At 40.8% G+C, this 21,549-nt stretch carries 22 protein-coding genes; 12 read left to right on the top strand and 10 right to left on the bottom strand.

The features are described 5' to 3' along the window. The first annotated feature begins 34 nt into the window (after positions 1-34). Genes prs through AC3E9U_RS15135 form a run of 4 tightly spaced genes read left to right on the top strand, consistent with a single transcriptional unit; the run spans position 35 to position 3,702 of the window. Positions 35-871: a ribose-phosphate diphosphokinase gene (gene prs / locus AC3E9U_RS15150; RefSeq protein WP_488747768.1), complete on the top strand. Its 837-nt coding sequence runs from the start codon at positions 35-37 to the stop codon at positions 869-871. Next, positions 864-1,700, top strand: coding sequence for a TIGR02452 family protein (locus AC3E9U_RS15145; RefSeq protein ID WP_488747767.1), 837 nt, complete (start codon positions 864-866; stop codon positions 1,698-1,700). The genes prs and AC3E9U_RS15145 overlap by 8 nt, the downstream gene beginning before the upstream one ends. 9 nt (positions 1,701-1,709) lie before the next feature. Further along, positions 1,710-2,243, top strand: coding sequence for a riboflavin biosynthesis intermediates N-glycosidase (gene ybiA / locus AC3E9U_RS15140; protein ID WP_488747766.1), 534 nt, complete (start codon positions 1,710-1,712; stop codon positions 2,241-2,243). Between the two features lie 7 nt (positions 2,244-2,250). Then, a complete protein-coding gene (locus AC3E9U_RS15135; protein ID WP_488747765.1) occupies positions 2,251-3,702 on the top strand; it encodes a nicotinate phosphoribosyltransferase in 1,452 nt (483 codons plus the stop codon). A gap of 18 nt (positions 3,703-3,720) precedes the next feature. On the opposite strand, the gene nadD is transcribed toward AC3E9U_RS15135, so the two are convergent. From nadD to AC3E9U_RS15110, 5 genes are all read right to left on the bottom strand, one after another. Further along, on the bottom strand, positions 3,721-4,302 hold the full coding sequence (gene nadD / locus AC3E9U_RS15130; RefSeq protein ID WP_488747764.1) for a nicotinate (nicotinamide) nucleotide adenylyltransferase: 582 nt from the start codon (positions 4,300-4,302) through the stop codon (positions 3,721-3,723). A gap of 70 nt (positions 4,303-4,372) precedes the next feature. Next, positions 4,373-4,945: a guanylate kinase gene (gene gmk, locus AC3E9U_RS15125; protein ID WP_488747763.1), complete on the bottom strand. Its 573-nt coding sequence runs from the start codon at positions 4,943-4,945 to the stop codon at positions 4,373-4,375. Positions 4,946-5,023: 78 nt separating this feature from the next. Further along, complete coding sequence (locus tag AC3E9U_RS15120) at positions 5,024-5,884, bottom strand: YicC/YloC family endoribonuclease (protein WP_488747762.1); 861 nt, start codon at positions 5,882-5,884, stop codon at positions 5,024-5,026. A gap of 51 nt (positions 5,885-5,935) precedes the next feature. Then, positions 5,936-6,862, bottom strand: coding sequence for a DMT family transporter (locus AC3E9U_RS15115; protein ID WP_488747761.1), 927 nt, complete (start codon positions 6,860-6,862; stop codon positions 5,936-5,938). Then, positions 6,863-7,213, bottom strand: coding sequence for an arsenate reductase family protein (locus AC3E9U_RS15110; RefSeq protein ID WP_488747760.1), 351 nt, complete (start codon positions 7,211-7,213; stop codon positions 6,863-6,865). 108 nt (positions 7,214-7,321) lie between these two features. Between AC3E9U_RS15110 and AC3E9U_RS15105 the strand changes: the two genes are divergently transcribed. From AC3E9U_RS15105 to AC3E9U_RS15095, 3 genes are all read left to right on the top strand, one after another. Beyond that, complete coding sequence (locus AC3E9U_RS15105) at positions 7,322-7,759, top strand: acyl-CoA thioesterase (protein WP_488747759.1); 438 nt, start codon at positions 7,322-7,324, stop codon at positions 7,757-7,759. Between the two features lie 11 nt (positions 7,760-7,770). After that, entirely contained in the window at positions 7,771-8,226 is a 456-nt protein-coding gene (locus tag AC3E9U_RS15100) for a DinB family protein (protein ID WP_488747758.1), read from the top strand. Positions 8,227-8,329: 103 nt separating this feature from the next. After that, on the top strand, positions 8,330-9,475 hold the full coding sequence (locus AC3E9U_RS15095; protein WP_488747757.1) for a cystathionine gamma-synthase: 1,146 nt from the start codon (positions 8,330-8,332) through the stop codon (positions 9,473-9,475). Between the two features lie 52 nt (positions 9,476-9,527). On the opposite strand, the gene AC3E9U_RS15090 is transcribed toward AC3E9U_RS15095, so the two are convergent. Beyond that, a complete protein-coding gene (locus AC3E9U_RS15090) occupies positions 9,528-10,310 on the bottom strand; it encodes a THC0290_0291 family protein (RefSeq protein ID WP_488747756.1) in 783 nt (260 codons plus the stop codon). A 210-nt stretch (positions 10,311-10,520) separates the two neighbouring features. Between AC3E9U_RS15090 and porZ the strand changes: the two genes are divergently transcribed. From porZ to AC3E9U_RS15065, 5 genes are all read left to right on the top strand, one after another. Continuing rightward, a complete protein-coding gene (porZ, locus tag AC3E9U_RS15085; protein WP_488747755.1) occupies positions 10,521-12,812 on the top strand; it encodes a type IX secretion system anionic LPS delivery protein PorZ in 2,292 nt (763 codons plus the stop codon). A 64-nt stretch (positions 12,813-12,876) separates the two neighbouring features. Continuing rightward, a complete protein-coding gene (recO, locus tag AC3E9U_RS15080; protein WP_488747754.1) occupies positions 12,877-13,590 on the top strand; it encodes a DNA repair protein RecO in 714 nt (237 codons plus the stop codon). Positions 13,591-13,716: 126 nt separating this feature from the next. Continuing rightward, on the top strand, positions 13,717-17,244 hold the full coding sequence (gene ileS, locus AC3E9U_RS15075) for an isoleucine--tRNA ligase (protein ID WP_488747753.1): 3,528 nt from the start codon (positions 13,717-13,719) through the stop codon (positions 17,242-17,244). A gap of 7 nt (positions 17,245-17,251) precedes the next feature. Continuing rightward, the gene (locus AC3E9U_RS15070; protein WP_023573087.1) at positions 17,252-17,632 is read left to right on the top strand and encodes a TraR/DksA family transcriptional regulator; all 381 of its coding nucleotides are present in this window, start codon (positions 17,252-17,254) and stop codon (positions 17,630-17,632) included. A gap of 85 nt (positions 17,633-17,717) precedes the next feature. Continuing rightward, complete coding sequence (locus AC3E9U_RS15065) at positions 17,718-18,311, top strand: lipoprotein signal peptidase (protein ID WP_488747752.1); 594 nt, start codon at positions 17,718-17,720, stop codon at positions 18,309-18,311. Positions 18,312-18,367: 56 nt separating this feature from the next. On the opposite strand, the gene AC3E9U_RS15060 is transcribed toward AC3E9U_RS15065, so the two are convergent. The 4 genes from AC3E9U_RS15060 to AC3E9U_RS15045 all read right to left on the bottom strand — a co-directional run bounded on the left by AC3E9U_RS15060 (position 18,368) and on the right by AC3E9U_RS15045 (position 21,421). Next, positions 18,368-18,553 (bottom strand): hypothetical protein, encoded by a 186-nt coding sequence (locus tag AC3E9U_RS15060; RefSeq protein ID WP_488747751.1) that lies wholly within the window; start codon positions 18,551-18,553, stop codon positions 18,368-18,370. 35 nt (positions 18,554-18,588) lie between these two features. Continuing rightward, on the bottom strand, positions 18,589-19,155 hold the full coding sequence (locus AC3E9U_RS15055; protein WP_488747750.1) for a 5-formyltetrahydrofolate cyclo-ligase: 567 nt from the start codon (positions 19,153-19,155) through the stop codon (positions 18,589-18,591). Beyond that, positions 19,124-20,386, bottom strand: a complete 1,263-nt coding sequence (locus AC3E9U_RS15050) for a pyridoxal phosphate-dependent decarboxylase family protein (protein WP_488747749.1) — start codon at positions 20,384-20,386, stop codon at positions 19,124-19,126. The genes AC3E9U_RS15055 and AC3E9U_RS15050 overlap by 32 nt, the downstream gene beginning before the upstream one ends. Positions 20,387-20,449: 63 nt before the next feature. Then, positions 20,450-21,421, bottom strand: coding sequence for a succinylglutamate desuccinylase/aspartoacylase family protein (locus AC3E9U_RS15045; protein ID WP_488747748.1), 972 nt, complete (start codon positions 21,419-21,421; stop codon positions 20,450-20,452). Positions 21,422-21,549: the final 128 nt, after the last annotated feature.

The raw sequence follows: 21,549 nt of genomic DNA, 5'->3' as shown, positions 1-21,549 counted from the left end.
CATTTGTGTAAATATTACGCAAAATAAATTATTTATGATACTGAATTTAGATACCAATTTCAAACCTATTGAAGGTGATGAAATAGCCTTCCAGAGTTTTACTTTTTCGGGAGGTGAACCGCATATAAAAATACAAAGCGCTATTAAGAGCGATGCTACTGTAACCATCACCCATAGAATCAATTCTTTCAATGATTTCGGGCTGCTTTGTCTGGCAGTGGACGCGCTCAGAAGAATGGGAGTGAAAACGATCAGAGCTTTTATTCCTTACTTTCCGGCTGCCCGTCAGGACAGGGTTATGGTTGGTGGAGAGCCTTTATCGGTTAAGGTTTATGCCGATATTCTGAATGCACTGCAATTGGATAGCATAACCGTTTTTGATGCTCATTCGGAAGTTACACCTGCGGTGGTGAATAATTGTACAGTAGTTCCGAATCATAATTTCATCGAAGAAGTTTTGAACGTTACCGGTAAAAACATCAAATTAATTTCGCCGGACGGCGGTGCACTGAAAAAGATTTACAAACTTTCCGAATATTTGGGTGGTATTGAAGTCGTGGAATGCAGCAAAAGCAGAGACGTGAAAACAGGAAAGTTATCCGGATTCAAGGTTTATGAAGAAGATTTGCAGGGTGCGGACTGTCTGATCGTGGATGATATTTGTGACGGCGGCGGAACATTTATCGGATTAGCAGAAGAACTGAAAAAGAAAAATGCCGGGAAGCTATACCTGGCGGTGAGTCATGGAATTTTTAACAAAGGTTTTGAAGTGCTGGGAGCCAGTTTCGATAAAATCTTTACTACGAATTCCTTTAAGGATGTAAACGAGGAGCAGGTCGTCCTCATTAAACTGAAACTGAAAAATGAATAAAAAAGATAGAGTGGATATAGCAGAACAAACCCTTCAGATCATTGATGAAGGTTGCTATTCTCACAACGGAATAAAAAAAGAGATCGCTTCGGAAATCGCACAGAATATAAAAGAAACTTACGTTATTAAGGCCGGGGAATGGGAGGATTTGCTGCAGAAGCCGATTCGGGAAAATGAAGAATTTGCAAAGATTGTCACTACTAATTGTACCACAATTGAAGCTTTAATGAAGGAAAGGAGTTCTAAGACAGCGGTTTTAAATTTTGCTTCGGCAAAAAATCCTGGCGGAGGTTTTCTGGGAGGAGCGGTGGCACAGGAAGAGAGTCTGGCGCGATCATCGAGTCTGTACGCTTCACAAACCAAAGATAAAACAATGTATGAAATCAACAGAAATCAAAGGTCGTTTTTGTATACTGATACTCTAATTTACAGTCCGAAAACAGTTTTTTGGTTTGATGATCACGGGAAAGCTCTTTCGGAGGCGGTAATTGCGGATGTGATTACCTATCCGGCTCCCAACAAAGGAGCCATGTTGCAACACAACCGGCTTGATGAAATAAAGCAAATCGAAGCCGTTTTTAAAAGACGAATTGATCATGTGCTGCACATTGCGAATCTTGAAAATGCGGAGACCGTTATTTTAGGTGCCTGGGGATGCGGAGTTTTTCGAAACGATCCAGCAGATGTGGCCGATTGGTTTGCCCAGATCATTAGGGAAAAATACAGTAAAGCATTCAAAAAGATTGTTTTTGCGGTTTATGATTCGTCTGAAAGCAAAAAAGTGTTTAACGCTTTCGAAACAACATTTTTGAATTGTGTACCAAACTAAGTGAAACTTATGAAATATAATATCGATACTATTAGCGCAAATGATAAATTTCTGTTCTTTTGGGGGCATCAGCCTGCTAAAAACGGAACTATAACCAAAACGTGTTTCAGCCAATGGTGGCTGAGTGCTTTCGAGGTTGACGAAGTTGTCTATAGAACGGCAGAACATTGGATGATGGCCAAAAAAGCAGAATTATTCGATGACCAGGAGATATTTGACAAGATATTGGTCTGCGAATCACCAGCTGAAGCTAAGAAACTGGGAAGAGCCGTCAAAAATTACAACGAAACGCTTTGGCTGGAGAAACGATACGAGATTGTAAAACAAGGAAACTTTCATAAGTTCAGTCAAAATGAGGATTTGAAAGAATTTCTGATTACAACACAAGACCGAATACTGGTGGAGGCAAGCCCGGTAGACCCTATCTGGGGCATTGGAATGGCGGCAGATCATGAAGATGCGAACCGACCTGAAAAATGGCGCGGACTGAATCTGCTTGGTTTCGTCCTGATGGAAGTAAGAGATATGTTAAACGATAAATAAAGTAAATATGAATCCGTTATTATTAACCGATGGGTACAAAGTAGATCACAGAAGGCAGTATCCCGAGAACACTACGTTGGTTTATTCCAACTGGACGCCTCGAAAATCCAGAATCGGGAAAGTGGACAAAGTGGTTTTCTTCGGACTGCAGTATTTCATCAAAAAGTACATACTGGAAGATTTTCAGACGCATTTTTTCAACAAACCGAAAGAGGAAGTCGTGAGAAAGTACGCCCGACGTATCAATTTCTATTTAGGGGAAAATAAAGTAGGAACCACGCATATCGAAGCCTTACACGATTTAGGATATGTGCCGATGGTATTCAAAGCGCTGCCGGAAGGATCAGAAGTGCCGTTACGAGTACCGATGTTTACCATGTACAATACAAAATCGGAATTTTTCTGGCTGACGAATTATTTTGAAACGTTGCTTTCAGCGGTAGTCTGGATGCCTTGTACTTCGGCGACAATAGCGAAACAATACCGTATGGTTTTGGACAATTATGCACAACAAACGTCTTCGGTGCCCGAATTCGTAGACTGGCAGGGTCATGATTTCTCTATGCGCGGAATGGCTGGTATAGAAGCGGCTGTTATCTCCGGAATGGGTCATTTGCTGAATTTTACAGGAACCGATACGATTCCGGCAATCGACTGTTTGGAAGAGTATTATGATGCCGACGTGGAGAAAGAACTGATTGGCGGTTCCGTGGCAGCTACAGAGCACTCCGTAATGTGCATGGGGACTACGGATGGCGAATTTGATACTTTCAAAAGACTGATACTTCAGGTTTATCCGAAAGGAATCTTGTCCATTGTTTCCGATACCTGGGATTTGTGGAAAGTATTGACGGATTACATGCCGCGATTAAAAGAGGAAATCATCAGCAGAGAAGGAAAAGTGGTGATCCGACCTGACAGCGGCGATCCGGTAGACATCATTTGCGGCAATCCGAACGGAAAGACAGAGCAGGAAAAGAAAGGTGTTATTGAGTTGCTTTGGGACGTGTTTGGAGGCTCAATTAATGCAAAAGGCTATAAAGAGCTGGTGCCTCAAATCGGAGCCATTTACGGCGACAGTATAACCGTGGAACGTGCGGAACGAATCTGCCAAAGACTGAAAGAAAAAGGTTTTGCTTCTACAAATGTAGTGCTGGGAATCGGGTCTTACACCTATCAGTACAACACGCGTGATACTTTTGGTTTTGCGATGAAGGCGACGTACGGTGAAGTTAACGGACAGGGAAGGGAAATCTTCAAAGATCCGATAACTGATGACGGTACTAAGAAATCGGCCAAAGGTCTGATGAAAATCACTTACGAGAACGGTAATTATCACTTACTAGATCAGGTTTCCTGGGACGAAGAAAGCCAGGGCGAGCTGAAAGAAGTGTTCCGCGACGGAAAATTACTTGTCAGCCATTCATTATCCGATATTCGAAACCGATTAAAAAAATAAACGAGTCTTCTGACTCGTTTATTTTTTATAAAAAAAGTTGTGATCGATATAGTCCCAAACCTTCTGAGACAGCATAGGCTGAATGTTTTTTCCGGTTTTGATATTTTCGCGGATGAAGGTTGACGATATTTCCAAAATAGGAGCGCCCACATGATGGATTTTCGGATGATTGACAAACTGTGGATCAATTTCTTCCAGAACAGCTCTCGGATAGACATAAATGTCGTGATTCTGCAGAATTACCTCGTAATTTTTCCACTTGTGCAAGGAATTCAGATTGTCTTCCCCCATGATCAGACTAAACTTGTGGGACGGATACTTTTCCTGTAAATGCGCCAAAGTATTTATTGTATAATTGGGCTGCGGCAATTTGAATTCGATATCGGAAGGTTTAATTTTAGGATAGTTTTCGGTGGCCAGGTGCACCATATGCAAACGGTGGTAATCGTCCAAAAGCGAATTCTTTTTTTTGTGCGGATTGTGCGGTGTGACCACCATCCAAATCTGATCCAAATCAGAATGCTCAGCCATATGATTGGCAATGATGAGGTGCCCGATGTGGATGGGGTTGAAGGTTCCGAAATAGAGTCCGATTTTCATTTTTTTTAAAGGAAAAGTCAAAAGGGAAAAGTGATAATATTGTAGCTTTTAACTGGTCCCTTTTCTCTTATTACTTAGTTACAAAATTTTTTACCAATTCGTACGCCTCTTGTTTAGCCGTATCCAGATCGTAATTCTTGATAATGGTGTCGAATTGCGGAGCCGTAGCCAATTCTACATGGGCTTTGGCGATACGCATGTTGATTTTGTCTTCACTTTCGGTGGAGCGTTCTTTAAGACGACGTTTCAATTCATCAACACTTGGCGGTTTTACGAAGACAGCTAAGGTTTCTTCCGGGAATTTGGATTTGATACGTAAGCCACCAGCCACATCAATATCGAAAATCACATTTTTGCCTTGTGCCCAAATGCGTTCTACTTCGCTTTTCAGAGTTCCGTAGAAATTATCGCGGTATACTTCTTCCCACTCTACGAAATCTTCATTTTTGATATGTTTTTTGAATTCTGAGGCCGACATAAAGTAGTAATCTTTCCCGTTTACTTCTTCACCGCGCGGGTCACGCGTCGCCGCTGAAATGGAAAATTCCAGATTTAAATCATCCTGTCCTAATAAATGGCGTACTATAGTTGTTTTTCCCGACCCGGATGGCGCCGAAAAGACGATTAGTTTTCCTTTGTTCATTCTTTTATTATTACGAGGAACGAAGTAATCCGCTCCTTAATTTAGTTGTGTGTGTTTATGTTTTTAAGAAGGAACTAATTATAAAACGTTCAATACCTGTTCTTTGATTTTTTCCAATTCGTCTTTCATCTGAACGACAAGTTTCTGCATGCCGGCGTGATTGGATTTGGAACCCATCGTATTGATCTCGCGACCCATTTCCTGAGTAATGAATCCTAATTTTCTACCATTGGCCTCAGTTCCATTCAGCGTTTCTATGAAATAATCCAAATGATTGGTCAGACGCACTTTTTCTTCGGTGATGTCCAGTTTTTCCAAATAGTAGATCAATTCCTGTTCGAATCGGTTTTCATCCACAGTGACTTTCAGCTCATCAATAGCGGTTTGCAGTTTGTTTTTGATGTTCTGAATGCGTTCCGGATCCAGTTCCAAAGCCTGTTCCATGTACGAACGAATGTTCGCGATGCGCAATTGGAATTCTTTTTCCAGAGACAGTCCTTCATCGGCTCTGAAATTGTTGATATTGGTGAGCGCTTCGTCGATAACCGACATAATTTGCTTCCATTCGTTTTCGTCCAGCTCATCGCGCTCCGTCTTTAAGGCATCGGGCATGCGAACGGCCATTTTTATCAGTTCCGTTTCATCGGCAGTACCTAAAATGTCGCGGATTTGCGACATATACGCTTTTACAATCGGGGCATTCACTTTGGTGGATGTTTCTTCTCCGGTCACTTCGATATAAAGGGCAAAATCAACCTTACCGCGTTCCAGGCGTTGGGAAATCTGATTGCGAAGACCCAATTCCATTTCGCGGTATACAGAAGGCATGCGGACATTAAGATCCATTCCTTTACTGTTTAATGATTTTACTTCCACTGTGATTTTTTTGGTAGCCAACTGCAGCGTTGACTTTCCAAATCCGGTCATCGATTGTATCATGTTTTTCTAAATAGACTTCAAAGATAATTAAAAGTGTTCAGTAATCAGTGGTTAGTGTTGACTTGGGTCGGTAACCGCCATGGATTCACTGACAGTCGCAGGTTTCTTTTTGATTACGAGATATACGCCGGCGAAAATCAAAGCAGCCGAACCGATTTTTACCCAACTCAATTCGTCTTTTTGTAATGCGATAGCGAAAACCGTTGCGAAAAAAGGTTGCAGGTAGATAAAAACCGCTACGGTTGTCGGTTTCAGTTCGCGCATCGAAAGTAAATTCAGAAGATAAGTCAGGAATGTGGAAACCACCACTACGAATCCTATTTTCCAGAAGATGTCCATCGGGACTAACGTCCAATCCACCGCGTCAAATTCGTTCCATCCGAAAGGGATCACCATTATAAATCCGAAAAGATAGATCCATTTCACAAAGGAAAAAGCGTTGTATTTGTCCATCAGTTTTTTTACCAAAATCAGATAGAAACCATAAGAAACTGCGTTTACAAATACCAGAAAATTTCCTAAAGTCGCATTGGGTGCGTTGACCATCGATTTTCCGTATAAAATTAATGTTGAGGTTCCGGCCAGTCCCAAAAGGATCCCTAAGACTTTTTGCTTTTTCATGCGTTCTTTCATGATGATAGCCGACAAAACCAAGACAATCATCGGGGTGGTTACCATAAGAACGGCTCCCATAATGGGCGAAGTGTAACTCAGTCCTTTAAAGAAAGTCAGCATGTTCAAGGCCACACCAAAAAACGCGGCGGCCAAAATTCGCGGAAAATCCTTCCGGTCAATTTTTTCGGTTTTCACAAAAAAAGAAGCGATCCAAAACAAAATGGTCGATCCGCCCACGCGAAGGAAAATAAATCCGAACGCATCAATGTATTTCGGCATTACATCTTTGGCAATCGTAAAGGTCACTCCGTATATGATGGCTACCGTCCACGCAGCGATCAGGGCATAAGTACGCGCTTTCATTTAACTTAAAACAGCAATAACTTCGTTAATGTTTTTCTGGCTGTTGCCGATGTAGATTTTTCCGTCGATAATAAAAACCGGACGGCTCAGGAAGGTATAATGTTCCAGGATGTATTTCTTGAAATCGGCTTCGCTCAGGTTTTTGTTTTTCAGATCCATCGATTTGTATAGTTGTGCCTTTTTGCTGAAAAGTGCTTCATAACTGCCCGAAAGCTGGTACATTTCTTCCAGTTGTTCCGGAGTGATAGGATCCTGGCGGATGTCCTGAAATACCAAACGGTTGGTGTTGGGTAGGGATTTGATGATTTTTCGACAGGTATCGCAAGAAGCGAGATAGTATATTTTGTCCATGACCTTTTTTTTGCAAAAATACGCTTTTCGTTAAAAAAGATTTAATTTAAGTCGGCGTAAAGTACGGAAGCGGATTATTCTCTTTATTTTTGGGTAAATTTTACAAAAATGAATGCTTTTACCAGAGAGATTTCCATTCGATGGTCGGATTTAGACCCGAATTTTCATGTGCGCCACAGTGCCTATTACGATTATGGAGCCCAACACCGTATCGAACTTTTGGAACGGGAAGGATTAACGATGAAAGTGATGCAGGAAGGACACTTCGGACCGATTATCTTTAGGGAAGAGTGTGTTTTCAGAAAAGAGATGCACTTGGGGGATAAGATTTTCATCAGTACAAAAATGGGAAAAATGAGAGCGGATGCTTCCCGTTGGACCATTGTGCATGAGTTAAGAAATGATAAAGAAGAGCTTTGTGCCGTGATCACTCTGGACGGAGCGTGGATTGACACCAAGTTGCGAAAACTAGCCAGACCAATTCCTGAAATTGTTGGTCAGGTAATGGGTTCTTTTCCGAAAACCGATGATTTTGTTTCACTTTAAATTATACCGTTATGCAATCCACTTTTGACATTACCCAGTCGAGCAGAAACATTCTTCTTAAATTTATGGAAGACAATTCGTTAGAGCGTTTAAATAAAATTCCGGACGGTTTTTCTAATAATCTGATCTGGAATATTGGTCACATTGTTGTTGTCCAGCAAATGTTGGTGTACAATTTGTCCGGTTTGCCAATGTTGATTTCTGCAGAAATGGTCGAAAAATATAAAAAAGGAACCAAACCTGAAAATCCCGTGACTCAGGAAGAAGTGGATCATATTAAAAGTTTGCTTTTTGAAACTGTAAATCAGACCAAAACCGATTTTTCAAATGGTGTCTTTAAAGAGTATAAAGAATTTACCACTATGTCCGGTTTTAATATCCGAAATGCTCAGGAAGCGATGGAATTCAATAATTATCATGAAGGGGTTCATACCGGAGTAATGATGCGAATTCATAAGCTTATCTGATTTTCAGCAGCCGGTCATCCTAATTGTAAATTGGTTTGCCCTTACTCGTTTCAAAATTAAACGATAAATTTGTGCCTTTATTTGAAATTTAAACGAATACTATATGAAATTCAATACCAAAGTAATACATGGTGGACAACATCATGAAAAAGTGACCGGCGCGGTAATGCCTCCGGTATTCCAGACTTCTACTTTTGCTCAGGTTTCTCCCGGACAACCGGTGGGCGATTATGAGTACAGCCGTGCGGCAAATCCAACACGTCAAGCTTTGGAAGATGCTTTGGCTTCTATCGAAAACGGAGCCCGCGGACTGGCATTTGCGTCCGGATTGGCAGCAACTGACTGTTTGTTGCGCCTGTTCAAAGCCGGAGACGAAATTATAGCTATGGATGATTTGTACGGAGGAACGTACCGTTTGTTCACTCGTTTGTACAAAGACAGCGGCATCAAATTCCATTTCGTGGACATGAACGATTTGGAAGGATTTGAAAAGCTGATTAATGAAAACACCAAGTTGGTTTGGGTAGAAACCCCTACCAATCCCCTAATGAAGTTGGCCGATATCACTGAAATCGCCAAAATCACTAAAAAACATAATATCTTATTCGCGGTGGATAATACCTTTGCGACACCATACCTTCAAAAACCTTTGGATTTAGGCGCTGATATCGTGATGCATTCCGCAACAAAATATTTGGGAGGTCATAGTGATGTAATTGCGGGAGCTCTTGTGATCAAAGACAAAGTTTTAGGTGACGAGTTGCACTTCAAACAATTTGCTACCGGCGGTACGTTAGGACCAATGGACAGCTTCTTAGTGTTGCGCGGCATTAAAACCCTGCATTTACGTGTGCAAAGACATTGCGAAAATGGAGTGAAAGTAGCGGAATTTTTAATGAACCATCCGAAAGTGGAACGCGTTTATTACCCGGGATTGGAAAACCATCCTTTTCACGAAATTGCCAAAAAACAAATGATTGGCGGTTTTGGCGGGATGGTGACGTTTACATTTAAATCAGGTGCAAAAGCAGATGCTATCAGCTTCCTAGAAAAACTTAAAGTATTTACGTTGGCCGAATCATTAGGCGGAGTGGAATCCTTAGCGAATCACCCGGCATTGATGACACATGCGTCAATCCCTGAAGACAAACGTAAAGAAGTCGGAATTACAGACGATTTGGTTCGTTTAAGTGTTGGCGTTGAAGATGCTGCCGACCTAATCGAAGATTTAAAACAGGCATTGGCCTAAAAATAAAAAACCACGCAGTGAGCGTGGTTTTTTTATATATGTTTGTTTTGATCTATTGCAAATAGTAAATGTATCCGAAGTTTAACCAAACCAACCATTCATTGGCTTTATTTTCCGGATAGATATTAGGATCAGGATTTACCCCGTCAACCCAGTTGGAGAAGTAATACTGCCAACGTAAATCAATCATCAAATCGGATAATTCATTTAGCTTCCAACGGGTTCCCACACTGGCCACAACAGACCATGTACTTCCGTCATCATTGGAAACACCTCCGATATATTTTGTAGGCAACACACCAGGCTGGTCTAAACGTCCTCTGGTTGAACTTGCTTCAGGGTTGTAATAAGTGTAATGCGCACCTAAACTTACGAAAGGTCCGAAGGCGCCATCAGTTACGGTGAAATCTCGGATACTCAAAGGAAAGTATTCTAATTGCATTCCGATATCCGTATTCGAAGCTACTCCTCGCATACCTCTTAACTGCTGAGCAGTGATCGACGTTCTTTTTGAGTCAACCCATTCACCATAGTGCTTAAGTTCAGATCTGTTATAAGAAATCTCCGTTCTCAGTTTAAAGTGATCGTTAAAGTAGGTTTCAGGAGTGTAACAGTTACATTCCGCTCTATAAGAAAAATTCAGATAGTGTACGATACCGATACCATATCCGTTATTTCCGGAATTTGTTTCCCAATCATATCTTTCACCATAATCCGACATGAACATCACAGGACCAGCAATTGCTCCGATTTCGTGGGAAAAACCAAATTGAGCTCTAATAGCATTACTGCTTCCTAAAGCGACTAGCAGGATAAATAAAATCTTTTTGGGCATTTTACTCTAAAATTTAGGTCAATATCTGACAAATATATAAAAACAAACTTCACTTCAAAAAAAAAGTAAAAAAGACTTTAAAAAAAATGTAAATTTTCTCTGCCAATGTGTGAAATATTTGTGTTCACGGGAAGTTTTTTTTAAAAGTAAAATATATAAAAAACTGAAAAGTGCCGTTTTAGACTATATTTGTACAACAAACTGAGATTAATGAGAAAATTAGAGTACTTTATCCTGCTTGTTTTTATTAGCATTAATTCTTTTTCACAGCAAAGCCAGTTGTGGAGAGGTTTTTTTTCCTATGCAGAAGTTAAAGACCTTTCCCAATCTGCCAATAACGTCTACGCAGCGTCTGAAAATGCTGTTTTTTCAAAGAATATACAGACCAATGACCTGAAGACTATCAATTCCGTGGACGGTTTAAAGGCTGATGTGATATCTGCAGTGCATTACAGTGAAACGTTTCGTAAAATCGTAATAGGAAATCAAAATGGACTGCTTTTGGTGGTAAATGAAAGTGATGGGTCGGTTTTAAATGTAATTGATATTCTTAACAAACCGTCTATTCCCCCAAACCGAAAAAAGATCAACCATATTTATGAATATGAAGGAAAAGTTTATCTGTCGTGCGATTTCGGTATCTGTGTTTTTGATCTGGCCACATCGCAATTCGGGGATACCTACTTTATAGGGCCGGCGGGCGAGGAAATCAAGGTTTTTCAGACCACGGTTTTTAATGGATTTATCTATGCGGTAACAGAGCAAAACGGTATTCGCAGAGCGGATTATTCCAGTCCGAATCTGGTGGATTTCAGCCAATGGACCACATTTGATACCGATTATTGGAGCGGTATAGTAACTTTTCAGAATCAATTGATTGCCTCTCATAGTAATAATAAGGTTTATAGACATACAGGAGGCGCTTTTCAACAACTTACAGATGTAGGACAAGCCATCAGGGATTTGCGGGCCTACAATGACCGTTTGGTTTTTACATCAGCCAATCATGTTTATGTTTATGATAATCAATTGGTACAACTGTCACACATTACCCAGATACCGGATGTCATTTCATCGTTTTCATGTGCTACAGCCATTGGGGATAAAATCTTCATAGGTACGTCCGAAGAAGGATTGTATCAGACAACAATTGGGAACCCAACACTATTTGAAAATTGTACACCTAACGGGCCGGAACGGAATAAGGTTTTCAGAGTTAAAAAAACGGATAGTGTCCTATGGGCAGTTTATGGAGGTTATACGAAACAATACAATCCTTTTGAGTATTGCTGTGGTAATGTGCCGAGTGAATATGAAATAAGTTATTATAATAATCAGAACGGATGGGATTTTATACCCTACACTGAACTTTTGGGAGCCAAAGCGATCTCAAATATTACTGTCAATCCGACCAATCAAAATCAAATTTATTTTGGATCATTTCATTCCGGCTTACTCAGGGTAAATAACAGGGCAGCCGATTTTTTATACAATTCTTCAAATAGTCCGTTGGAAGATATCATACCCGACGTAAGTTTTATCGGAGCCAGTACTTTTGATAAACAAGGCGGTCTTTGGGTAACGAACAGCAGGGTTGCAAAAGGCCTGAAAGTTTTAAAAATGGATGGCCAATGGAGTTCTTATGATTTTACCAATGTAACTACGAATCCCCCGGCAGACAATTACTCTTCAATAGTTGCTGACAAAAACGGGACAAAATGGATCGGATCCTACAGAAACGGTGTGATCGGATTCAACGAAAATTACAACAATAAATTCATATTGATAAAATCAGGTTCAGATGCCGGAAACCTTCCCGATAATGATGTGCGTTGTGTTGCTGTGGATCACCGTAACCAATTGTGGATCGGAACATTTGCAGGGTTACGTGTGTTGCCGAGTGTGGATCGCTTTTTATCCGATACCAGCCTTGATACAAATCCAATTATCATTTTGGACAATGATCTGGCTCAGGAACTTTTTTACCAGCAAAGTATTATGGATATTGTGGTGGACGGATCCAATAATAAGTGGGTAGCCATTGATGGAGCAGGAGTATTTTTGGTTTCTTCCAACGGTCAGGAAACCCTGCACCATTTTACAAAGACTAATTCGCCGCTGCCAAGCAATAATGTGTTAGATATTGAAATTGACGGCGTAACCGGAGAGGTGTTTTTTGCTACCGATAAAGGATTGGTTTCTTTTAAAGGGACTGCTACGAAAGCCGCGGAAGATCTGAGTCACGTCTATATTTATCCGAATCCCGTGCGACCGGAATATACAGGAACGGTTAAGATCAGCGGCTTGATCAATGATGCCAATGTGAAAATCACCGATATTGGAGGAAATCTGGTTTATGAAACCACATCCGAAGGAGGAACGGTGGAATGGGATACCAAAGCCTTCGGTAAACACAAAGTCGCTTCCGGGGTGTATATGATTTTTGTCGCTTCCGGAGACGGAACGGAGACCACCGTAAAAAAAGTGATGATCGTAAGGTAATTATAACTGATTGGTTGGTATTTCATGATTTTTAATTTGTCTTTTGTAATTCGTAAGTAATTCAATGCTGGTTAAAACCAAAGCAATCGTTTTAAGCGCCATAAAATATCAGGAAAAAAGCCTGATCGTAAAATGCTTTACCCAGTCTAATGGTTTGAAATCCTATTTTGTACCCAATGCTTTTTCGGGTAAGAAATCAAATCACATAATAGCTTATTTTCAACCGTTGAGCATCCTCGAAATCGAAGCCGTACATAAGAACAAAGGCACCTTGGAGCATTTTAAGGAGATTAAATTAGCGATGCCTTATCATTCCATAAATACCGATATCTATAAAAGTACCATTGTCATTTTTCTGTCGGAAATGCTGCATCACAGTATTCGCGAAGAAGAACAGAATGAAGCTTTATTTTCCTTTCTTGAAGCCGCTTTGATTTGGCTTGATACGCACGAAGAAATGGCCAATTTTCACCTGATCCTGTTGCTGGAAATAACAAAATACTTAGGGTTTTATCCGGATGTTTCCGAAGTGGATCTGTCTTTTTTTGAGCTTAATGAAGGGGTGTTTTCTGCTTTTCACGGCATCAGTTGCCTCTCAGATCATGAGACATTTCTTTTTAAAAAACTGATCGGTTTAAAACTGGATTCCGATCAAAAGGTTTTCGCCGGGACAGAGCGTCAGCTACTGCTAAAAATTCTTCTGGATTACTATGCTGTTCATCTCGAAGGATTTAAAAAACCAAAATCCCTGGAAGTGCTTAAAGAGGTCTTCTCATAGTGGCAGGTATGTTAAATGTTAGCAAACTCTTAAAACTGTTGCGTTTATTCGTCTTTTTTCCTGCTTCTTTTCTCTATTTTCTTTAAAATTCCGTACTTTCGCGCATTGATTTTAGAAAACGACAAAATGAGTACGAAATTCACTGAATACAAAGGACTTGATTTGCCAACCGTGGCTTCTGAAGTGCTTGATTTCTGGAAAAAGCAAAACATCTTTGAACAAAGTGTAACTTCCCGTGAAGGTGCAACCCCTTATGTGTTTTTTGAAGGTCCGCCTTCAGCAAATGGATTACCGGGTATTCACCACGTGATGGCGCGTGCGATCAAAGATATTTTCTGTCGCTATAAAACTCAAAAAGGATTCCAGGTTAAACGTAAAGCCGGTTGGGACACACACGGTTTGCCGGTTGAATTGGGTACCGAAAAAGAATTGGGCATCACCAAAGAAGATATCGGGAAAACCATCACCATCGCCGAATACAACGAAGCTTGTAAAAGAACCGTTATGCGTTATACCGACGTATGGAATGACCTGACCGAAAAAATGGGTTATTGGGTAGATATGGAAGATCCGTATGTGACCTACAAATCCAAATACATGGAAACGGTTTGGTGGTTGCTGAAACAGATTTACGATAAAGATCTATTATACAAAGGCTATACGATCCAGCCCTATTCGCCTAAAGCCGGAACCGGTTTGTCTTCGCACGAAGTAAATCAGCCGGGTTCGTACCGTGATGTAACGGATACTACGATTGTGGCACAGTTCAAGGTTTTGGATAATCAGCGAAAACTGACGTTCGCCAAATTTTACGATTACATCACGTCCAACAATTTAAAACAATACAAATTTGAAGCGTTGGAATTGGATGAAATCTATTTCCTTGCCTGGACGACAACGCCATGGACTTTACCAAGTAACACGGCATTGACCGTTGGACCGAAGATCGATTATGTGTTGTTGAGAACCTTCAACCAGTATACGTTCCGTCCGATCAATGTGATCTTGGCTAAAAATTTAGTTGGAAAGCAACTTTCGAAAAATTATTTTGCGACCAGCGAAGAGTCTGATTTCGATAATTTCAAAGAAGGAAATAAAAAGATACCTTTCGAGATCCTGGCAGAATGTAAAGGAGCCGATCTTGTCGGAATTCAATACGAACAATTATTGCCATATACATTGCCATACCAAAATCCTGAAAACGCTTTCCGTGTAATTTCAGGTGATTTCGTTACTACGGAAGATGGTACCGGTATCGTACATACTGCACCGACATTTGGTGCGGATGACGCGAAAGTTGCTAAAGAAGCTTCTCCTGAAGTGCCACCGATGCTGGTTTTAGATGAATATGGGAATCCAGTGCCATTGGTTGATTTAAGAGGTAGGTTTTTGCCTCAAGTTCATGATAAGGTATTTGGACTGTCAGGGGAATATGTAAAAGCGGAATATCTTGATGAAGAGGAAAAGGCAAGTGATTTTGCAGTGCAAAAAGAACAGTTAAAATCGATAATTCCCGACTTAAAAAATTATTTATCGGTGGATGAGCGAATAGCTTTGAAATTAAAAACCGAAAGTAAGGCGTTTAAGATTGAAAAATACGTTCACAGCTATCCGCACAGTTGGAGAACCGATGAGCCGTTGTTGTACTATCCGTTAGATTCTTGGTTCATCAAAGTAACTGATGTGAAGGACCGTATGTTCGATTTGAATGATACTATCAACTGGAAGCCTAAAGCTACCGGGGAAGGACGTTTCGGAAACTGGCTGAAAAATGCCAACGACTGGAACCTGTCCCGTTCAAGATATTGGGGGATTCCGTTGCCTATCTGGAGAACAGAAGATAAGACCGAAGAAATCTGTATCGGTTCGGCAGAAGAATTGTTCAACGAAATCGAAAAAGCGATTGCCGCCGGGCTTATGACCGAAAATCCATTCAAAGGATTTGAAATCGGAAACATGAGTGAAGAGAATTATGAGTTGGTTGACTTGCACAAAAATGTAGTTGATAATATTACATTAGTTTCCCCATCAGGAAAGCCGATGAAACGTGAAAGCGACCTTATCGATGTTTGGTTCGATTCGGGAGCGATGCCTTATGCGCAATGGCATTATCCTTTTGAAAATAAAGAGTTAATTGACGAAAATAAGTCGTTCCCTGCGGATTTCATCGCAGAAGGGGTAGATCAGACCCGTGGTTGGTTCTACACATTACACGCTATCGGAACGTTGGTTTTTGATAAAGTGGCCTACAAAAATGTAGTTTCCAACGGTTTGGTGTTGGATAAAAACGGACAGAAAATGTCCAAACGTCTGGGGAATGCAGTGGATCCGTTCACTACTTTGGCGGAATACGGTCCGGATGCGACACGTTGGTACATGATTGCCAATGCAAACCCGTGGGACAACCTGAAATTTGACATCGAAGGAGTGGCTGAAGTTAGAAGAAAATTCTTCGGAACTTTGTATAATACCTATTCGTTTTTCGCGTTATATGCTAATATAGACGGATTTAAATACGCAGAAGCGGAAATTCCGTTAAACGAAAGACCTGAAATTGACCGTTGGATCTTATCGGAATTAAATACTTTAATTAAAGATGTGGATAGTTTCTACGCCGATTACGAACCAACAAAAGCGGCCCGAGCTATCTCTGATTTCGTTCAGGAGAACTTGAGTAACTGGTACGTGCGTTTGTGCCGTCGTCGTTTCTGGAAAGGTGATTACGCCCAGGATAAGATTGCGGCGTATCAGACACTTTACACTTGCTTGGTGACTGTTGCCAAGTTAGGAGCGCCTATCGCACCGTTCTTTATGGACAGACTTTACGGAGATTTAACACAGGCTACACAAGGAGAAAAATTCGGAAGCGTACATTTGGCAGCGTTCCCGAAATACGTTGAAAACTTTGTTGATAAATCGTTAGAGAGTAAAATGTTGAAAGCTCAGACGGTTTCATCCTTAGTTTTATCATTGCGTAAGAAGGAAATGATCAAGGTGCGTCAACCGCTGCAAAAGGTTATGATTCCTGTGCTTGACGCGAATCAGCGTGCCGAAATCGAAGCCGTTTCCGATCTTATTAAAGCGGAGGTAAATGTGAAAGAAGTAGAGCTGTTGGATGATGCTTCCGGTATTTTAGTGAAGCAGATCAAACCGAATTTCAAAGCATTAGGACCTCGTTTTGGGAAGGATATGGGGTTGATTTCCAAAGAAATACAGAATTTAGATCAGGAAAGTATCGCTAAACTGGAAAGAGAAGGCACTTTAAGCATTGTCATTTCAGGAAATAGTGTTAACTTAACATCTGAAGATGTAGAGATTTCTTCACAGGATATTGAAGGATGGCTGGTTGCCAATTCGGGTGGAATTACCGTGGCCCTGGACATAACAATTTCAGACGAATTACGTAAGGAAGGTATTGCCCGGGAATTGGTTAACCGAATCCAAAATATACGCAAAGACTCAGGTTTTGAAGTAACGGATAAGATTAGAGTGACGATGCTAAAAGACGGTATTATTCAGGAAGCCGTAAAAGATAATGAAGCATACATAAAATCGGAAACGCTAACAGAAGAGCTGGTTTTTGAAGACCGTATCGAAAATGGTACGGAAATTGAGTTTGATGAACTAAAAACAAGAATATTAATTTCAAAATAGGGAAATTATGGTGGACGAGCAAATAAGGTATTCCGACGCGGATTTAGCGGAATTCAGAGAGTTGATTCAGAAGAAATTGGAAAAAGCAAAAAACGATTTGGATTTGATAAAAAGCGCTTACCTAAACGACTTAAACAACGGAACTGATGATACATCACCAACGTTTAAAGCTTTCGAAGAAGGTAGCGAAACTATGAGTAAAGAGGCCAATTCACAGCTTGCCATTCGTCAGGAGAAATTCATTCGTGATTTAAAAAACGCATTGATCCGAATTGAAAACAAAACGTACGGAATTTGTAAAGTAACTGGAAAATTAATCAATAAAGAGAGATTGAAACTGGTTCCTCATGCAACCATGAGCATCGAAGCAAAGAATCTGCAACGTTAATCTTTTCAAAATTTTACTGAACGCTCCCTAGGGGGCGTTTTTTATATGGTTTAAATAGTTTATTTTTGTTGCTTAATTTAGTAAAATGTCGTTAAAAAAAGCCTATTTACTGGTAATTCTCGTTCTGGTAATCGACCAGATCTCTAAAATATACATCAAAACCAATTTCCGACTGGACGAGGAAATTTACGTTTTTGACTGGTTCCGTATCCATTTTATCGAAAATTCCGGTATGGCTTGGGGTGCTGAAATCCCCGGTGCTTTTGGAAAATTAATGCTGACCGTCTTCAGGATTGTAGCTGTTGGAGGTATTGGTTACTGGTTATATGATGCAGTTAAGAAAAGCTCTTCTAATTTTCTTATTGTGGCCGTTGCCTTGATATTGGCCGGCGCTGTAGGGAATATCCTTGATTCGGTATTTTACGGAGTTTTATTCGATGACAGTTACGGACAGGTAGCAACTTTATTCAGCCATCAGCCGTATGGGAAATGGTTCCACGGAAAAGTGGTAGACATGTTCTATTTCCCGATCTGGGAAGGGAATCTGCCGTCGTGGTTGCCAATCTGGGGCGGAAACCATTTTACGTTCTTCAACGCTATTTTTAATGTGGCCGATGTGGCGATTTCAACAGGAGTCGGGATTTTGATCGTATTCAATAAAAAAGCATTTGCTAAATAATATGAAATTGTAATTCGATTTAGATAATAAAAAAAGGATGCTTTCGGCATCCTTTTTTATTTATTGTGTCCCGGAGCATGTCGTTTTGCGCTCTTGTCACCGGATATTTTTTTTGCCTGTCCGGGCGGTAACTTATGTGATTTGTGATGATGGTGGTGTGAAACCATGCAGCTGTTCATGCTTAGGGTCATAACAGCCAGCAGTAGGCCACAAATAATCTTTTTTGGGGTTGCTGTTTCCATGAAAATGAGATTTGGTTTTAGCGAATATAGTTAAATTATTGGAATTTAAAAATTCCAAACGGGGTTACGCAAAAATCCAGTTTAATATCACTTTCAAAGGCATCGCTTATTTTTTCCTCGTGATCATAGAACGAAAGTCCGATTTTTAGGGTTTCCGGTTTGCATTCGGACAAAAATCGGTCATAAAAACCTTTGCCATAACCTACACGATGTCCTTGCTTGTCATACGCTAAAAGCGGAACAAAAACTACTTCGATCTTTTCCGACGGCACTTCAATTCCATCAACCGGTTCCGGAATTCCATATGTGTTCTTTTTGATTCGGGTATTGTCCGTCAAAAGGAAATGCGTCATTTTGAGATGCTCAAAATCTGAACTGGATACAATGATTTCCTTATCCCTTCCGGAAAGAATCTGTAAGAGAAATTCGGTATTGATCTCCTTTTTATCTTCAATTGGCAAAAATAAGTGGAAATAGGTTTTATTCCAAACCGGTAAGGAAAGACAATTGTTGGCGATGTTCAGGCTCAGGTCCTGTATTTCTTCAAAAGTCAGTTCGTTTCTTAGGTTTTTATACTTCTGTCTCAGTTCTTTTTTCAACATAACGGGTACTTTTCAAATCGGTTATAAAAGTACTCAAATGATCCACTTCCACGTGATCCATGATCACAATTTTATACCATTGGTTGGTTTTATCGTGCTTTTGGGGAACCAGATCATATTTCTTTTCCAGCCCTTGCGCAATGTATTCAGCATGGATTGTGACAATATTCATAAACGGATCCCGGAAATATCGGATATTTAAAGCGTCAAGAGCGTTGCAGAGCCAGTCGGTACGCATTTGAAGGATTCGCACCTTTTCGCACCAGCCAAAGACGCCATAGGTAAACATTATCATCCAAACCGCCACGGCATTGGAACCACTACGGCTTCCGCAAAGTGTCAGATCAAGTCCTTCCACATATTGAGCTTCTTTCGTCAGTACGTTTTCTATCAGTCCTTTTCGGCAGATAAAAATTCCCGTGCCATAAGGCGCCTGAAGCATTTTATGCGCATCAATAGTTATCGAGCTGATCTTTGGATTTTCGAATGATATAGCCGATGTTTTATTCGTAAAGGGGTATACAAATCCGCCATAAGCAGCGTCGATATGAAGTTTATAGGTCAGTTTATGTTTTTCAAGAATGGTGATATAATCTTCCGGATCGTCTATGGAACCGAACATGGTGGTTCCCATATTGGAAACGGCAATGAAGAATTTCTTTCCGTTGGTTTTCGCGGAAGCGACTATGTTTTCCAATTGCTCGGTATCCATCGTACGGGTTTCGAAATCTACCGGAACAGCATACCAGTCGAGCATCAGCAAATTGGCGGCTTTCGGAATCGAATAATGGGTGTCTTCTGAAGCGATAATGGCGATTTCCTCCAGTTTTGCTTCACAATCGTTTATGAAATGATTGCGGTACATCCAGATCGCCTGAATGTTGGCTTCCGTTCCGCCCGGAGCTATATATCCGTCATATGTGTTGATTTCCGCTTTAAAAATATCTACGGCAATGATCTGCAGTACTTCGCGCTCCATTTCCTGTGTGCCGCTAAAAGCACTTTCGGAAACACCAAAAGTGTGGCAGCCGATATGATTGGGATTGGCTACATACGTTTGCAACAGTGGTGCATCTTTCAAAAAAGGCGCGTCATTGCGGAATACTTCTCCGTCCAGTCGGGAGCCCGGATACCCTAAGGAAATGTCGTTGGCAAAGTTTACATTTTCCTTAAGTGCTTTTTCGATGCGTAATTGCTGTTCGCTTTGGGGAAGTTTTTTCCAAGTAATCATAAAAAATTGTTTCGTACAAAGCTATGGGCATCCGAAACAATAAAATATGATAATTGTTAGGTTTTATTTTTCCAGTTCCGTTGAAATATGGTAGATGGCATCCCCCTGATACACGATCGGTGCTTCATTTACATTGATAATATATCCGGCGTTTGGCGCTTTCATCTTGTGTTCGATTTTTCCGTAGGGATCGGAAATGGTGGCCAGAAGTTGTCCTCTTTCCACATAACTTCCAATGGCAGTATACCCGTGGAACAGACCGGAATATTTGGCTCGGATCCATGAGGATTTGGTTATGTAAATACTGTTGGTTTCTGCCGGATGCGCTTTTTTCCGATTGCCCAGCATGCCTAAATGTTCCAAAACGCGTTTGGCGCCTTCAATGCCCCGTTGCGTGATGTCTTCGTTGATGTCGATGGATTTACCGCCTTCAAACAACAGCATTTTTACGCCCAGTTTGTCACACGAATTTCTGAAGGAACCGGTAATGTTATTGGAATAAAGCGTAAACGGTGCGTTAAACACCGCAGCCAAATCCTGCAGTTCCGGGTTGTTGGGCGCGATTCGGATTTGAGCCGCATTGAATCGGGCTGCTCCTCCGGCATGAAAATCGATGGCATAATCCACGTGCGGAATAATTTCTTTTAACAGATAGTAGGCAAAACGACTGGCCAGTGAACCGGTTTTACTTCCCGGAAAGACCCTGTTCAAATCACGGCCATCGGGAAATTCTCGGGTTTGGTTTACGAATCCGAATACATTGATAATCGGAATGCAGATGATGGTTCCGGTCTTTGGTTTGTTGATTTTCTTTACGATCAGCTGACGCACGATCTCGATCCCGTTGATTTCATCGCCATGGAGTCCGGCTGAAAGTAAAACCGTCGGACCCGGCAGCTTGGAACGTTCCACAATAATCGGAATCTTGAGCTTTGTCATGGTGTGGAGTGTGGCAATTTCCATGTTGATGGTCTTGCTTTCTCCGGGTAAGATCTCTTCTTTTAGTATTTTCAGAATGTTATTGCGGTAGTTCATAGTCAGTTAAAACGCTAAAATAGTAATAATTATAAATTATGGATCACGAATTGTGATTTTTAAGCGACGATGAAAAGACACTAGTGAAAGCAGTATATTTTTTTCCAACGAAAGAAATTTCCAAAAGA

The sequence above is a fragment of the Flavobacterium sp. 21.1 genome, from assembly GCF_057801535.1.
Note: the sequence above shows the minus strand (reverse complement) of the source record. Positions and strands in the feature narration are given on the sequence as shown.

Coding starts and splice junctions, on each gene's coding strand:
- AC3E9U_RS15120 (WP_488747762.1), bottom strand. CDS start 5,884: ATGATACAATCGATGACCGGATTTGGAAAGTCAACGCTGCAGTTGGCT.
- AC3E9U_RS15070 (WP_023573087.1), top strand. CDS start 17,252: ATGGTGGACGAGCAAATAAGGTATTCCGACGCGGATTTAGCGGAATTC.
- AC3E9U_RS15100 (WP_488747758.1), top strand. CDS start 7,771: ATGCAATCCACTTTTGACATTACCCAGTCGAGCAGAAACATTCTTCTT.
- ileS (WP_488747753.1), top strand. CDS start 13,717: ATGAGTACGAAATTCACTGAATACAAAGGACTTGATTTGCCAACCGTG.
- ybiA (WP_488747766.1), top strand. CDS start 1,710: ATGAAATATAATATCGATACTATTAGCGCAAATGATAAATTTCTGTTC.
- AC3E9U_RS15050 (WP_488747749.1), bottom strand. CDS start 20,386: ATGATTACTTGGAAAAAACTTCCCCAAAGCGAACAGCAATTACGCATC.
- AC3E9U_RS15090 (WP_488747756.1), bottom strand. CDS start 10,310: ATGCCCAAAAAGATTTTATTTATCCTGCTAGTCGCTTTAGGAAGCAGT.
- AC3E9U_RS15145 (WP_488747767.1), top strand. CDS start 864: ATGAATAAAAAAGATAGAGTGGATATAGCAGAACAAACCCTTCAGATC.
- AC3E9U_RS15095 (WP_488747757.1), top strand. CDS start 8,330: ATGAAATTCAATACCAAAGTAATACATGGTGGACAACATCATGAAAAA.
- AC3E9U_RS15045 (WP_488747748.1), bottom strand. CDS start 21,421: ATGAACTACCGCAATAACATTCTGAAAATACTAAAAGAAGAGATCTTA.
- recO (WP_488747754.1), top strand. CDS start 12,877: ATGCTGGTTAAAACCAAAGCAATCGTTTTAAGCGCCATAAAATATCAG.
- gmk (WP_488747763.1), bottom strand. CDS start 4,945: ATGAACAAAGGAAAACTAATCGTCTTTTCGGCGCCATCCGGGTCGGGA.
- prs (WP_488747768.1), top strand. CDS start 35: ATGATACTGAATTTAGATACCAATTTCAAACCTATTGAAGGTGATGAA.
- AC3E9U_RS15135 (WP_488747765.1), top strand. CDS start 2,251: ATGAATCCGTTATTATTAACCGATGGGTACAAAGTAGATCACAGAAGG.
- AC3E9U_RS15065 (WP_488747752.1), top strand. CDS start 17,718: ATGTCGTTAAAAAAAGCCTATTTACTGGTAATTCTCGTTCTGGTAATC.
- AC3E9U_RS15110 (WP_488747760.1), bottom strand. CDS start 7,213: ATGGACAAAATATACTATCTCGCTTCTTGCGATACCTGTCGAAAAATC.
- porZ (WP_488747755.1), top strand. CDS start 10,521: ATGAGAAAATTAGAGTACTTTATCCTGCTTGTTTTTATTAGCATTAAT.
- AC3E9U_RS15115 (WP_488747761.1), bottom strand. CDS start 6,862: ATGAAAGCGCGTACTTATGCCCTGATCGCTGCGTGGACGGTAGCCATC.
- AC3E9U_RS15055 (WP_488747750.1), bottom strand. CDS start 19,155: ATGTTGAAAAAAGAACTGAGACAGAAGTATAAAAACCTAAGAAACGAA.
- AC3E9U_RS15105 (WP_488747759.1), top strand. CDS start 7,322: ATGAATGCTTTTACCAGAGAGATTTCCATTCGATGGTCGGATTTAGAC.
- AC3E9U_RS15060 (WP_488747751.1), bottom strand. CDS start 18,553: ATGGAAACAGCAACCCCAAAAAAGATTATTTGTGGCCTACTGCTGGCT.
- nadD (WP_488747764.1), bottom strand. CDS start 4,302: ATGAAAATCGGACTCTATTTCGGAACCTTCAACCCCATCCACATCGGG.